Annotated in this window: 13 protein-coding genes; 4 read left to right on the top strand and 9 right to left on the bottom strand. The window is 63.2% G+C overall.

All coding sequences use genetic code 11. The annotated features are described in order from the left end of the window. Positions 1–143 precede the first annotated feature (143 nt). Entirely contained in the window at positions 144–1,133 is a 990-nt protein-coding gene (gene hemC / locus JQ611_RS24150) for a hydroxymethylbilane synthase (RefSeq protein WP_212466795.1), read from the top strand. Here the strand turns inward: hemC and JQ611_RS24145 are convergent. The 5 genes from JQ611_RS24145 to JQ611_RS24125 all read right to left on the bottom strand — a co-directional run bounded on the left by JQ611_RS24145 (position 1,130) and on the right by JQ611_RS24125 (position 8,013). Further along, a complete protein-coding gene (locus tag JQ611_RS24145; protein ID WP_212466794.1) occupies positions 1,130–2,086 on the bottom strand; it encodes a sugar ABC transporter substrate-binding protein in 957 nt (318 codons plus the stop codon). The two genes, hemC and JQ611_RS24145, sit on opposite strands and share 4 nt — an antisense overlap. A gap of 129 nt (positions 2,087–2,215) precedes the next feature. Beyond that, the gene (locus tag JQ611_RS24140) at positions 2,216–4,753 is read right to left on the bottom strand and encodes a branched-chain amino acid ABC transporter ATP-binding protein/permease (RefSeq protein WP_212466793.1); all 2,538 of its coding nucleotides are present in this window, start codon (positions 4,751–4,753) and stop codon (positions 2,216–2,218) included. Then, positions 4,750–5,625 carry a branched-chain amino acid ABC transporter permease gene (locus JQ611_RS24135; RefSeq protein ID WP_212466792.1) on the bottom strand — a complete coding sequence of 292 codons (876 nt, stop codon included), beginning with the start codon at positions 5,623–5,625 and terminating at the stop codon, positions 4,750–4,752. Before JQ611_RS24135 ends, JQ611_RS24140 begins: the two co-directional genes overlap by 4 nt. 84 nt (positions 5,626–5,709) lie before the next feature. Then, the gene (locus tag JQ611_RS24130) at positions 5,710–6,954 is read right to left on the bottom strand and encodes an ABC transporter substrate-binding protein (protein WP_212466791.1); all 1,245 of its coding nucleotides are present in this window, start codon (positions 6,952–6,954) and stop codon (positions 5,710–5,712) included. Between the two features lie 165 nt (positions 6,955–7,119). Further along, on the bottom strand, positions 7,120–8,013 hold the full coding sequence (locus JQ611_RS24125; protein ID WP_212214214.1) for an IclR family transcriptional regulator: 894 nt from the start codon (positions 8,011–8,013) through the stop codon (positions 7,120–7,122). A gap of 201 nt (positions 8,014–8,214) precedes the next feature. Between JQ611_RS24125 and JQ611_RS24120 the strand changes: the two genes are divergently transcribed. The 3 genes from JQ611_RS24120 to JQ611_RS24110 are packed head-to-tail and all read left to right on the top strand — an operon-like array spanning position 8,215 to position 11,149. Beyond that, positions 8,215–10,014, top strand: a complete 1,800-nt coding sequence (locus JQ611_RS24120) for a thiamine pyrophosphate-binding protein (RefSeq protein ID WP_212269707.1) — start codon at positions 8,215–8,217, stop codon at positions 10,012–10,014. Between the two features lie 19 nt (positions 10,015–10,033). Further along, the gene (locus tag JQ611_RS24115) at positions 10,034–10,738 is read left to right on the top strand and encodes an SDR family oxidoreductase (RefSeq protein ID WP_212269706.1); all 705 of its coding nucleotides are present in this window, start codon (positions 10,034–10,036) and stop codon (positions 10,736–10,738) included. A gap of 27 nt (positions 10,739–10,765) precedes the next feature. Then, on the top strand, positions 10,766–11,149 hold the full coding sequence (locus JQ611_RS24110; RefSeq protein ID WP_212269705.1) for a cupin domain-containing protein: 384 nt from the start codon (positions 10,766–10,768) through the stop codon (positions 11,147–11,149). 13 nt (positions 11,150–11,162) lie between these two features. On the opposite strand, the gene JQ611_RS24105 is transcribed toward JQ611_RS24110, so the two are convergent. The 4 genes from JQ611_RS24105 to JQ611_RS24090 all read right to left on the bottom strand — a co-directional run bounded on the left by JQ611_RS24105 (position 11,163) and on the right by JQ611_RS24090 (position 13,913). Continuing rightward, positions 11,163–11,387, bottom strand: coding sequence for a hypothetical protein (locus JQ611_RS24105; RefSeq protein WP_212269704.1), 225 nt, complete (start codon positions 11,385–11,387; stop codon positions 11,163–11,165). Between the two features lie 180 nt (positions 11,388–11,567). Next, positions 11,568–12,368 carry an SDR family NAD(P)-dependent oxidoreductase gene (locus tag JQ611_RS24100; protein ID WP_212269703.1) on the bottom strand — a complete coding sequence of 267 codons (801 nt, stop codon included), beginning with the start codon at positions 12,366–12,368 and terminating at the stop codon, positions 11,568–11,570. Position 12,369: 1 nt separating this feature from the next. After that, positions 12,370–12,924 carry a carboxymuconolactone decarboxylase family protein gene (locus JQ611_RS24095; protein ID WP_212466790.1) on the bottom strand — a complete coding sequence of 185 codons (555 nt, stop codon included), beginning with the start codon at positions 12,922–12,924 and terminating at the stop codon, positions 12,370–12,372. A 44-nt stretch (positions 12,925–12,968) separates the two neighbouring features. Further along, the gene (locus JQ611_RS24090) at positions 12,969–13,913 is read right to left on the bottom strand and encodes a hypothetical protein (protein WP_212466789.1); all 945 of its coding nucleotides are present in this window, start codon (positions 13,911–13,913) and stop codon (positions 12,969–12,971) included. Positions 13,914–13,925: the final 12 nt, after the last annotated feature.

Genomic DNA, 13,925 nt, shown 5'->3' with positions numbered 1-13,925 from the left:
GCCGCGGCGTATGGGTCCCGGCTCAAGGCCGGGACGACGAGAGCGGACTTGTCGCGCCGTAGCCCAACGGACGAAGGCGGATTGTCTTACCCGCCCCTTTGCTTTAATCCCCCACCCATTGATCGCCTCGAAACGGAGACCCTGTGTCAGACCAACCCCTACGCATCGGCACGCGCAAGAGCGTGATGGCGCTGGCGCAGACGGATGAGGTCGCGCGGCTGCTGCGCGCGGCCAATCCGGGGCTGAACGTTGAGATCGTAAAATTCGAAACCCGTGGCGATCAGGACCAGACCAGCAAGCTGCTGCGCCATGGCGGCAAGGGCGGCGCGTTCGTCGCCGAAATCCGTCAGGCCATGCGCGCCGGCGAATTGCAGGCCGCGATGCATTCGCTCAAAGACGTGCCCGGCAATGAGGAGACGCCCGGCCTCGTCATCGCAGCGACGCTGCCGCGCGATGCCGCCAATGATTCACTGGTGCTGCGTCCGGGACTTTCGCTAGAAACTTTTCGGGCCTCGCGCGGCAAAGGCTTCAAGATCGGCACCAACGCGGTGCGCCGCGCGGCCTATCTGCGCCGGCTGTTTCCGGAAGTGACCGTGATCCATTACCGCGGCGCCGCCGACACGCGGATCGCAAAACTCGATCGCGGCGACATGCAGCGGCTGCCCGATGGCGGCGAGGTCGGGCCGGCGGATGCGCTGGTCATGGCACGCTCCGGCCTCGAGCGCATCGGCATGACCTCCCGCATTGCCTATGATTTCTCCGTCACCGAAATGCTGCCGTCGGTCGGTCAGGGCATCGTCGCGGTCGAATGCGTCGAGAAGGACTGGCTCACGCGTGGCTATCTTTCTGGCATCGAGGACACGTCCTCGCGGCTCTGCGCCGAGGCCGAGCGCGAGGTGCTGTGGGTGCTGAACGGCCATTGCAACTCGCCGATCGCGGGTCACGCGACCATTTCCGGCAGCGACATGACGCTCACGGCGGCGGTGCTGGATGAAACCGGTGCGCGCTTCATCGAAGCGTCGCGAACGGCGGCAGCGGACCGGCCCCGCGAACTCGGTCGCGCGGTCGGTCTCGAATTGCTCGATAAGGGCGCCGCCGAGATCATCGCGCGCAACCGCCCCGAAGAGCATTAGCGAACGACCTCGCTCCAGTCCGGGCAGGAGCGCTGATCGACTGGCACCAGCCATGCCTTGTAGTTGGTCTTGTCGATCACCTCGGCCGGCAGCATCACCTTCTCCGGCAGCGGTTCGCGCTTGAGATGGCGCACCGCCGCCCGCGTCGCGGTGCAGCCGATCTTGAACATGTTGAAGTCGACGCTCGCGAGCATCCCGCCGGCTTCGATCTGCTTGACCGCCGGGAGGATGCCGTTGATGCCGATCACGATCGCGCTCCGGTTGGCGGTCTTGAGCGCGTCGAGCACACCGAGCGCCATGCTGTCATTGGCCGACAGCACCGCGTCGATCTGCTTGTGCTCGGCGAGCAGCTTCTCCATTCCGCGCCTGGCGTCGGGTGTCTGGTAGTTGCCGACAGCGGAGCCGAGCACCTCGATGCCGGGGAATTCGCCGAAAGCGCGCTGGTAACCGCGCAGCCGCTCGCGGTTGGTGGGGGCCGCCGGGGTACCCTCGATGACGACGATCTTGCCCTTGCCGCCGAGATGCTCGAACAGATAGCGCGCCTCGCGATAGCCGATCTCGAAATCGTCGGCGCCGACATAGGTGACAAAACTGCCTGGCAGCGGATTGGAGACCAGTATCACCGGAATCTTGGCTTCGTTGAGCAGCTTCACCGAAGGGACCATCGCGACATCATCGACGGGAATGAAGATGATCGCATCCGGCCGATCCTTGATGACCTGCTCCACCATCGCCTTCTGTTCGTCGACATTGTCAGGCTGCTTCGGCACGAAGTGCACGACCTTTGTGCCGCTGGTCCGCGCGATCTGGTCGGCGGCAATGCGGAAGGCTTCATACGCCGGGTTGGTCGAATTCTTGGTGAACACGGCGATGGTCATCTGGTTGTCGGCCGCGGTGGCGCTATGTGCCAGCAACGCCGTCGCGGCTACCAGCATCGTCATCAGGTTTCGCATCGTTGCCTCCCTGTGCGTTATTCTCAAGAACCCAACCCCGTCATTGCGAGGAGCGGAGCGACGATGCAATCCATCTCTACCGTTGAGTTGGCTATGGATTGCTTCGCTTCGCTCGCAATGACGAACTACTCAAAGCCACAAAATCTTCTTCCGGTACTCAAGATCGGTCAGCAGCGGCGCGGCCGGTCCCTGATGGAACACTGCGCCGCGCTCCAGCGCGAAGACGCGGTCGGCCAACGCCAGCACGAGATCGAGATTGTGCTCGACGATCACAATGGACGTATGCCGCCGCAATTGGTCGAACACCTTGAAGAGTTCGAGGATCACGGTCGGCGCCAGTCCTTCGAACGGTTCGTCGAGCAGCAGCAGCTTGACATTGCCCGACATCGCGCGCGCCACCGCGACCATCTGCTGCTCGCCGCCGGAGAGATAGTCGGCCGCGACGTCCATCCGCTCGGCCAGCCGCGGGAAATACTGCAGGATCTGCGCTTCGTCCCACACCACGCCGTTGCTGCCGTCGGTCTTGCGCGCGAGGCGTCCGAGCGAGAGATTTTCCCGTACCGTCATGCCCGCGAACAGGCCGCGCCCCTGCGGCACATAGCCGATGCCCATGCGCGCGATATCGGGCGCGGGCAGGCGGGCGATATCGGCGCCGGCATATTCGATTCTACCCGACGACAGCGGCGTCAGTCCGGCGAGCGTCTTGAGCAGCGTCGATTTGCCGGCGCCGTTGCGGCCGAGCAAAGCGACGATCTCGCCTTCGCGCACGTCGAGCGAGGCGTCGTGCAGGATATGGCTCTTGCCATAGAAGGTGTTGACGCCTTCGAAGCGCAGGACTTGCGCCGCGCTCTCCCTGGCTTCGTCGGTGCGGCTGTGCTCCACCTCGGGAACGCCGGTGCCGGTATAGATTTCCTGCACCCGGCGGTCGGCACGCACCGCACTGGGTGGGCCCGTCATCAGCACCTCGCCCTGGTTCATCACGGTGACGGAGTGCGAGAAGCCGAGCACCCGGTCGATATCGTGCTCGACGATCAGCACGGGGATATTGGCGGCGACGTTCTTGACGAGGTTCGAAACGCGCTCGCGTTCGGCAGCGGCAAGGCCGGCCAGCGGCTCGTCGAGCAGCAGCACCTGCGGCTTGGAGCCGAGCGCGATGCCGAGATCGACCAGCCGCTGCCCTCCGTAGGACAGTTCGCCGCCTTCGATGGTCTCGATGCCTTCGAGGCCGAGGAACTTGATCAGCTCCGCGGTCTCGGCGTGGATGCTCTCATAGCTGTCGATGTCGCGCCAGAAATTGAAGCGCATGTCGCTCTGCGCCTGCAGCGACAACCGCAAATTCTCGTAGATCGACAGGCCCTTGAACAGGTTGGTGATCTGGAACGAGCGCGCCAGCCCCTGATGGCAGATCAGGTCGGACGGCACGCCCTGGATCTCGCGACCGTTGAGCTTGATGGTGCCCTTGTCGGTCGGAAACAGCCCCGAGACCAGATTGAACAGCGTGGTTTTTCCGGCGCCGTTCGGGCCGATCAGCGCATGGATTTCACCGGCGCCGACCGTAAGGCTCGCATTGTTGACGGCGCGGATGCCGCCAAAGCTCCTGGAGACGCCATTCACTTCCAGCACGGTGCCGGTGAGCCCCTTCGGCATCAGGAAGGCCGGCAGCGGCAGGCCATCGTAGATCTTGCGCCGGCTCATCGCCGCGGATTCCTCCGGCGCCGGCCACCAGCGTTTGCTCAGCCGCGCCCAGATGCCGACCAGCCCGTCCGGCGAGAACAGCACGAAGGCGACGAAGATCAGTCCGAACCACAGCAACCAGTCCGAGGTCCAGATCGAAAACAGTTCGCGGAACAGAATGAAGAACAATGCGCCGAGCGCCGGCCCCAGCATGCTGCGCATGCCGCCGATCACGACGATCGCGAGCAGTTCGCCGGAAAACGGTACCGACACCGCTTCTGCGGAGACAAGGTAATTCTGGAATCCGATCAGCCCGCCGGCAAAGCCTGTGACCACTGCCGAGATCACGAAGACGCCGAGCTTGTAGCGCTCGACCGGATAGCCCTGGAACGTGGCGCGCAGCTGGTTCTCGCGGATCGCCACCAGCACATGGCCGAACGGCGAACGCACCAGCCGCAGCAACAGATACAGCACGCCGAGGCTGAGCACCGCGACCACGATGTAATAATTGAGCGCGTTGTCGAGATCGAAGGCGCCGATGCTGCCGCGCTTCAGACCGCCGAGGCCGTCTTCGCCGCCGGTTACCCTGGTCCAGCGGAAGGCGGTGGTGTAAGCGAGCGCCGCCAGCGCCAGCGTCAGCAGCGAGAAGTAGACGCCGCGGCGCCGCAGGATAACTATACCGACGGCCGCGGAGGCGACCGCCACCACGACCAGCGACAGCAGCAGCGGCAGCCAGATCGCGCCGGGGAACCAGTTGAGCTGGATCAGGCCCGCCGCATAGGCGCCGATGCCGAACCAGGTGCCGTGGCCGAACGAGACGAGGCCGGTGTAGCCGACGCACAAATTGAGTCCCATGGTCGCGATCGCCAGCGCCACCACCATGGTCCCGGTGTTGTGCGACAGGCCAAGCGCCTGCATGCCGAATGGCAGCGCAATCAGTGCAAGGCCCGCCAGCAGCAGCGGTCGGTATTTCGAGGCGGACGACTGCTTCATTCGAATTTCTCGATACGCTCGCCCAACAGCCCGCGCGGCCGCACCAGCAGCACCACGAACATCAGGACATACATCGACGCCTCGCCGGCGGCGGGCTCGAAATGGATGGTGATGCCGCGCACCACGCCGACCAGAAGGGCTGCGATCACCACGCCCCAGAAGCTGCCGAGGCCGCCGATCACGACGACGACGAAGGCGACCGTGATGATGTCGGCGCCCATCGCCGGCTGCACGATGGTGATCGGCGCGAAGAACGCGCCGGCGAGTGCGGCCATGCCGACGCCGAGCATCACGATCACGGTCATGTATGGCTGCAGCCGGATGCCGAGGGCAGCGACCATGTCGGGCCGCTGGATGCCGGCGCGCACCACGCGGCCGAAGGAGGTTTTGTGCAGCAGCAGCCATACGGCGACCAGCACCCCGATCACGACAGCAAGAATGAGGAGGCGGTAACGGGAAAACAGGAAGTCGCCGAGGAACACCGAGCCGCGCAGCGCGGGCGGGATCGCCGCCGAAATAGGCGGCGCGCCCCAGATGATGCGGATCGCCTGTTCGGCAACCATCGCGAGTCCGAACGTCACCAGCAGGCTCAGGATCGGATCAGCGGTGTAAAAACGGCGCAGGATGTATCGTTCGAACAGGATGCCCAGCATCGCCACCGCAATCGGCGACAGCACGACGGCGGAGCCGAAGCCGAGATATTTGGTGATCTCGACGGAGACGTAGGCCCCCAGCGCGAAGAACGCGCCATGCGCCAGATTGACGACGCCGCCGACGCTGAAGATCAGCGACAGCCCGAGCGCGATCAGGAGATAATAGCCCCCGAGCACGAGGCCATTCACCACCTGTTCCAGCAAGAACGTGAATTGCATGTGTCTACCTTGAACAAAAGCGGCGCCGGCTGGTCGATGCCGGCGCCGCTCACGCCAAACGGGGCTAGCGCGCCAAGTGGCGCGTTAGGCCTTCATCTCGCAGGGATTCTGCGTCTTGGTCGGATAGATTTTCTCCAGCGGCTCTGCCGCCACCGGCACGGCGTCACCAAGCACCAGCATGTCCCACTTGTCCTTCATCTCGCCCTTCGGCTTCACCGTGAACGGATAGGCCTCCTGCACCAGCTGGTGATCCCAGGAACGGAAATAGCCCTTGCGCGCCTTCATGATGTCGAACTCGGTCTGCTTTTCGAAATGCGCGATCAGCGCGTCGCTCTCGGTCGATTTGATCTCGTTGATCGCCTGCGCCAGCAGCTTGAGCGTGACGTATTCGATCCAGGCGTGGTTCTCCGGAGGCTTGCCGTATTTTTGGGTAAAGGCGGCGACAAAGGCCTTGGAGGCCGGGTTGTCGAGCGTGTGATACCAGACGGTCGGCCAGGTGCCGCTGAGATTGCCTTCGCCGGCGGCCCAGGCGTCGCCGGTGTTGAGGTTGAAGCCGACCAGCGGGTAGGGGAAGCCGAACTCCGCATATTGCTTCACCAGATTGGTGACCTGGTTGCCCGCGAGGTTGCAGCACACCACGTCCGGCTTGGCCTGCCGCACCTTCAGCAGATAGGGGCTGAAATCGGTGACGTCGGTCGCGATCAGTTCGTCGCCGGCCAGCGTGGCGCCGTTGGCGTCGAAGAAGGTTTTTGCGGCTTTCAGCAGATCGTGGCCGAAAATGTAGTCCGCGGTCAGCGTGAAGAATTTCTTGCCCTTCACCATGCCCTTTTGATTGAGCGCGGTGCCGACGGCATTGACCATCACCGTGTTCGGAATGTCGCAGTGGAACGAGTAGCGGTTGCAGTTCTTGCCGCGCAGCGCGTCGGAGCGCGCGCCGGTCGAGAAGAACACCTTCTTGTTGCGCTCGGCGACCTGCATGATGGTCAGCGAGGAGGCCGAGGAGATTTCGCCGAGCAGCACCACGGCGCCGTCCTGCTCGATCATGCGCTGGGCTTTGGTCGAGGCGGTTGCGGGATTGACCGAGTCTTCCGAAATCAGATCGATTTGCTTGCCCGTGATGCCGCCGGATTGATTGATCTCTTCCGCGGCGAGCTTGACGCCGAGCTGGGCGTAGCTGCCGATCGCGCCGAGAAAGCCGGTCAGCGGCACGAGATGTCCGATCTTGATCCGGGTTGCCTGGGCGCGAACGATCGCTGGAAATCCCAAAGCGGAAGCGCCGGCAAACGCGGCGCCCGTCTTCAACAAAGTACGTCGGCTGTAGCTGAACATGGCGGGTCTCCTCCCTGGGGGCGCGTCACGACGTCCTGCCTCCGATTCTCGCTATGCGAGGATGTGAGAGACGTTTTTTTATTATTGGAGGATAATTCCGGACACAGCCGCGCCTGTCAACGCCAAATGCGTCGCAGATTCGCTTCAGGCGATTGGGGAGAGGCGTTAGGAGGACTTCGCGGTGTCGCGGGCGCCGAACTCGGCGGACAGCCGGGCGGCGGCGGTCTGCACCAGTTTGGCGCGGCTTTTCAGCACCTGGTCGGACATCCGCCAGATCGGGCCGGAAATGCCCAGCGCCCCGATCACGTCGCCGGTAAAATTATAGACCGGCACCGCGATGCAGCGCACTTCCGCGTTGTACTCGCCGTCGTCGATCGCGATTGCGCTGCGCCGGATTTCGGCAATTTCGCGCAGCAGCACGGCAGGATCGGTGATCGACTTGCCGGTCGAAGGCTTCAGTTCGACACGTTCGAGGAACCGCTTCAATTGGTCGGGGCGCAGCGAGGCCAGGATGATCTTGCCGAGCGCAGTGCAGTGCGCCGGTCGCACCACGCCGACCCGGTCGGTGAGCTGGAACGCGCCGGAGCCGCTGGTGCGGGCAATAACCACGACGGAATCGCCCATTCGGACCGCAAAATGCCCGCTCTCGCCGGTTTCCCGCGAGAGATCTTCCAGCACCGGTGTTGCGAGATTGACCATCTCGATTTCATCGAGCGCGCTGGCGGCGAGCGCGAACAACGGCCGACCAACGCGGTAGCGCTTGGAATCCCGCTCTTGGCGCATGTAGCCCAGCGTGACGAGGGTCTTGGCAAGATGGAACGTGGTGGAATTATGCAGGCCGACAAGCTTGCTGAGTTCAGCGAGGCTGATGCCCTCGCGGTGGCGCGCGACTTCCTCGAGGATCGAAAACGCGCGCCCGAGCGACTGCACGCCGCCGCGCTGACGCTCCTCGGCGTCGTCGTCGATGTTGGGCGCGTTCGATTGCACCAGCCGGGCGACCGCCGTCTTGCGTGGCGTGGCGGGCTTCTCGCTCGTCTTCGGCTTGGTTCGCGATTTCACGGATGGGTCTCCAGGAGGGCAGGGCCGAATTCTATCAGGCTGTCCTCGTCAATGAATAGCATGATGCTCCGCTGCGGGCCTGTTCATCTATACCACAATAGCAATTGACGTACAGTATTATGAGAAATAGGGTCCGCCCTTGCCGGCCGCGCGAATTAAGACGCGGCGTCCAAGCTTGTTGAGCAGGGAGAGAGTGATCCGATGGCGCGCAATATGCTCAACGGGGCCCAGGTCATCGTCGACTATTTGATCCAGGAGAAGGTGCCGCAGGTGTTCGGCCTGTGCGGCCACGGCAATATCCAGTTCATCGATGCGCTGTACGAGCGTTCCGACGACATCAAGACCATCTCGGTCCACCATGAGAGCGTCGCCGGGTTCATGGCGGACGTATATTACCGTGTATCGGGGCGGCCGACCGCGACCTTCACCTCCTGCGGGCCGGGCTCGGCCAATCTGCCGATCTCGCTCGGCAATGCGTTCCTCGATTCGGTGCCGTTCATGGCGGTGACCGGCAATGTGCCGACCAGCCAGTTCAATCGCGGGGCGTTTCAGGAATTGTATCGGCACTATCAGGCCGACTTTCCCTCCACTGTGCGTTCCTATTGCAAGAAGGTGTTCCAGCCGACGCGGGGCGAGATGGTGCCGCTCGCGGTTCGGCAAGCCTGGAAGACGATGATGTCGGGACGTCCGGGACCTGTCGTGCTGGATGTTCCCTTTGACGTGTTCATGGAGTCGGCCGCCGAGGAGGCGCCGAACGCGCAGGCCTGGAACGCCAACATCTCCAGCCGCTGCGGCGCCGATCCCGAGGGCGTGGTGAAGGCGGTCGATATGCTGCTCGGCGCCGAGCGGCCGGTGATGATCGTCGGGCAGGGCGTGCGTTATGGTGGCGCGGCCGAGGAATTGCTGAAGCTCGCCGAGCGGCTGCAGATTCCGGTGGCGGCATCGGCCAGCGGGCTTGGCGCGATCGACTGCAACCATCCGCTGGCGCTGGGCCTCGTCGCGCGTGCCGGTCATTACCAGGCCAACCACGCGACGCGTCAGGCCGACGTGCTGCTGGCGATGGGGATGCGGTTCGACGATCGTACCTCGAGTTCGTGGATTCCCGGCTATTCCTTCACCATTCCGCCGACGCGGCTGATCCATGTCGACATCGACCCCGAAGAGATCGGCCGCAACTATCCGGTCGCGCTCGGGCTGATGGCCGACGTTCGGACGTTCCTGCGGCAGGTTCATGCCGAACTCGACCGCCGCGCCGATCTGACCAAGAAGGGCGACAGCCGCAAAAAATGGCTGGCGCAGATCGATACCTATCGCAAGGAGTGGGACAAGTTCGTCGCACCCGGATTTTCCGACGACACCATGCCCATCAACCCGCAGCGTGCTGCGCTTGAGATCGACAAGGCGCTGCCCGAGAATGCGATCCTGGTCAGCGACATCGGCGTGCACCACAATTGGCTGCTCTCCTTCTGCAAGCCGAAGCGGCCGGACTCGCTGATCGGTTCGATGGGGTTCGGCCCGATGGGTTTTGGTGTCGCCGGCGTGATGGGGGCGAAATTCGCAGCGCCCGACCGGCCCTGCGTATCCGTGTGCGGCGACGGCGCCTTTTTCATGCACGCCAACGTGCTTGGAACCGCGGTCGAATATAATCTGCCCGTCGTCTGGGTGGTCTGGAACAATTACGCCTATGCCTCGATCCGCGGGCTGCAGCGCGGTTATCTCGGCGGCCGCGAACTGGCGACCGACTTCCACGATCCCGTGACCGGCCAGCGCTACAATCCGGATTTTGCCGCGATGGCGCGCTCCTGCGGCGTCGAGGGCGTGCGGGTCGATCGCGCCGGCGATATCGGCGAGGCCATCCGCAGGGGCATCGCCGCCAACAAGCCCTATCTGATCGACGTCGATATCGCCGCCGATATCAATCCCACCGGCGCCGGCGTCTGGGAATTGCCCGGCCTGGGCCAAAGCAAGGCGGGCATCGGCACCCGCTATCAGCCCGTCTGATTTGAACTGAGGAGAGCGCATGTTGCTTGCAGGCAAGAAAATCGTCGTCGTCGGTGGTTCCTCCGGCATCGGTCTTTCGACCGCGGAAATGGCCAAGCGCGAAGGCGCCGATGTGATTGTTTCGTCGCGGAATGTCGAGCGCCTCGACAAGGTTGCGGAAACGCTGAACGCGATCGCGATCCCGGCCGATGTCACCAGCGACGAAAGCATCGCAAAGCTGTTTCGCGCCTGCGGCCCGGTCGATCATGTCGTGGTCACGGCAGCCCAGCTTCGCACCGGTCCGTTCAAGACGGTCGCGATGGAGGACGTGCGGTCCACGATGGAAAGCAAGTTCTGGGGCGCCTGGCGGGTAGCGCGATCGGCCGAGATTCGCCCCGGCGGATCGCTGACGTTGGTCTCCGGCTTCCTCAGCGTTCGCCCGCGGCCGAATTCGGCCATCGTCAGTGCGGCCAATGGCGCACTCGAATCGTTGGCAAAAGCGCTGGCGCTCGAACTGGCGCCGGTGCGCGTCAATGCCGTCTCACCCGGCGTGATCGATACGCCGATCCGCGCCGCAATGCCGGAGGAGGCGCGCCGTGATATGCTCGCCAAAACCGCCGCGGCGTTACCGGTCGGCCGGGTCGGGATCGGCGACGACATCGCGCGACAGATATTGTCGTTCATGGCGAACGGCTTTGCGACGGGATCGATCGTCTATATCGACGGCGGCGCGCTGGTGATCTGATCGTCGCGGTAACTGAAGGAGCACCAAATGGCTTCAGAGGATCACGGCGCTTTCATCCGCAACATCGCCGAAGTGCCCTGGCGCGAATTCCCCAATCATTTTGGCGGCGCACTGTCGAAACCGCTGGTCATGCCGGAGACGGCGGGCTCGCGTCACATCGACTACCGGATTTCGATGTACCAGCCGATGGCCCAGGTCGCGCGCCACAAGCACAAGATCCAGGAGCAGATCTATCACGTGCTCGAGGGCGAGGGGCTGATGGAAATCGCCGGCAAGAACCACGTCGTGCGCAAGCACGATTTTATTTTCCTGCCGCCGGGCGTGGAACACGCCATCTCGAATTCCGGCCTGGCCGATCTGGTGTTCCTCGTCATCACTTCACCGGTGACGGATGACGAGAAGCCGCTGTGACACGACGGCGACATTACGCCGCAAGATCGAGCAGCAGGCACGATGAGCCTCTAACCAGCACCTTGCGTCCGCTTGACGTGAGGACCGGCACATCGCCGTTGATCGTAACGAGTCCAAGCGCAATCAGGCCTTGAATTGTGAATCGATTCATCCGCTGTGGCCGTGATGCGGAGTTGCGCAAATTCTTCAACACTTCCCACTGGTCGGGCGTCAGATCGTAGTCGATTTCATCGTTCATGGCGTCCAAAGACTCCTCACGTTCTCAAGGCGCGTGATAGCCGCCGCTCATGAAATTCATGCGACCACAACGAGTCAGGATTTGGACGTGCGATGATGCGCCGTCACATCATCGTGTCATTGGAATATTTCAACTGTCTCGAATCGTGACGTGCTGCATTGCGTCAAAGCGCCACAATCCTTAACCGCGGCGCACGCTCGCGCCGCCATCGACCGGTAACGTCACGCCGGTGATGAAACTCGCTTCGTCGGATGCGAGAAACAGCGCGGCATTGGCGACGTCCCAGCCGGTGCCCATCTTCTGGCGCAGCGGAACCTTACTGTCGCGTTCGGCTTCGACCTCGGCGCGGGTCTTCTTGAATTCGCGCGCGCGGGTATCCACCGCCATCGGCGTGTTCATCAGGCCGGGCAGGATGACGTTGGCGCGAATGCCATATTGCGCGTTCTGGTAGGCGAGCTGTTCGGTAAAGGCGATCATCGCGGACTTGGTCGCCTTGTAGGCGACGTATGGATAAGTGGTGATCGCAGCCATCGAGGAGATGTTGATGATGCTGCCGCTGTTTTGCTGGCGCATGATCGGGATCACATGCTTGGCGGCGAGGATGCAGCTCTTCAGATTGATCGCGACGCAACGATCGAACGCCTCCTCGGTGATATCAAGCAGTTCGGCGTCGCCGCCGGACAGGCTGACGCCGACATTGTTGTGCAGGATATCGATGCGGCCCCAGCGGCCATGCGCATCCGCCACCATCGCCTTGATGTCGGCATTCTTGGTGACGTCGGCCTTGAAGGCGATCGCCGTACCCTGTTTGGCCGCGATCAAGTCGACGGTCTCCTGCGCCGATTCGAGATGGTGATCGACGCACAGCACCCTGGCGCCCTCGCGCGCGAAGGTGAGCGCGGTGGCGCGGCCGTTGCCGATGCCTTCGCCGGGGCTCTGGCCGGCGCCGACCACGATGGCGACACGATCTTTCAGGCGCATTTCACTCCACTCCCGGGATCGGGTACTGTTGCAGTACCTCTTTGTAATAGGGCTCGTTGTCCATCTTCATCGTCGCCAGCACGCGGACCACGGCGCAGTAGAACGCGATGGTGACTACGAGGTCGGTCATGTGCTCGTCGGAGAGGTCTTGTTTGATCTCGGCGAAGGTCGCATCCGACATGGCAAGCTCGCGCACCATCTCGCGGGCGCCGCGCAGGATGGCTTTCGCCAGCGGTTCGAGGTTCGAGGGCTTGCCCTCGGTCTCCGCCATCATCGCCTTGATGTCGTCGTCGGTGACGCCGAACTCCTTGCCGATCTTCACATGATGGGTGAATTCATATTCCGATTTCTCCATCCAGCCGACCTGCAGGATCGCAAGCTCGCGCAGGCGCGGATCGAGCTTGCTCTGGAAGCGGATGTAGCCGCCGATGCCGTTGAAGGCGCGCGCCATGTCGGGCGAATTGACCAGGAGCTTGTGCAAATTGGTGTTGCGCTTGAGCATGTCGCGATACTCAGGCGCGACCTGGTCGGCTTCGAGATAGGGCAGGCGGGCCATTTTCTTCTTTTCCTTATCTGGCAAGATCGTCCGGCACCGCCACCTCAGCCATAGAGCGCTTTATGCTCGCTCGCGTAATTGGCGTAGGAATCCTTCATGCTCGCATGATTGAGCAGCATGGTGGCGACCGGCTTGTCGTCGGCGCCGAATACGGTGGTGCGCACCCACACGCTCTCGGTGCGGCGGCTGCCGCTCAAGGCGACGACCTCACGCTCGGTCGTGTAATTCTCGCCGGCGAAAAGCGGCCCGCGCAGCAGACGGATTTCCTGGTCCGCGAACAGTCCAACGGCGGGGCCGCGGATCGGCAGCCGATCCTCACGCGCGCGGTATTGAAACAGCACGCTCAGCATCTCCATGGGGATAATCGCCCGGCCCCAGGGATTGAGTTCCTGCGAATAATACGCCGAGGGTTCGGTGATGACCTTGAGCTTCTCGGCCAGCGAAAACGGATAGAGATCGCCCATGTTCTGGTCGAAATCCATTTTCACGGTTTGCCGGCCGGTCTTCATGCCGACCTTGAGGTCGGCGAGGATCACGGGGTCAGCGAGCGGCTTGAGTTCGCCGAGCCGCCGGTGCAGCGCTGTTTCCGTCCCATCGCCGCCGACCGACGCAGTGCCGCGCAAAATCTCGGTGCCGTCGCGTTTGGTCATGCCGATGGCGCAAACGGTCTGGCCCGGTTTCGGCTTTTCGATGTTGGCCTGGACCTCCTCGCCTTCGAAAGCAGGATTGCGATAATGCGCCGAAAGGCAGCCGGTCTCGAACCAGGCCTGGCCCCAGATCCGTTCGCACAGCGGCGCGAACTGGCTGAAATGAGTCGGGCCTTCGATGGTGCCGCCCTTGAAGCCGAGCTTTTGCGCCGTCGCGTCGTCATGGATCGAGGCGTGGGAATCGTAGACCTGCGCCTGCAGCATCTGCTTTGGGCCCCGCCACGGCCCGACGAGCACATCGCCGCTCTCCAGTATCTCGGTCGTGAATGCCGCTTCTGTCATCTCTGAGGTTTC

It is taken from the genome of Bradyrhizobium sp. AUGA SZCCT0182 (genome assembly GCF_018130185.1).
Classification (GTDB): domain Bacteria; phylum Pseudomonadota; class Alphaproteobacteria; order Rhizobiales; family Xanthobacteraceae; genus Bradyrhizobium.
This window is presented reverse-complemented; position numbering and strand designations above follow the sequence as displayed.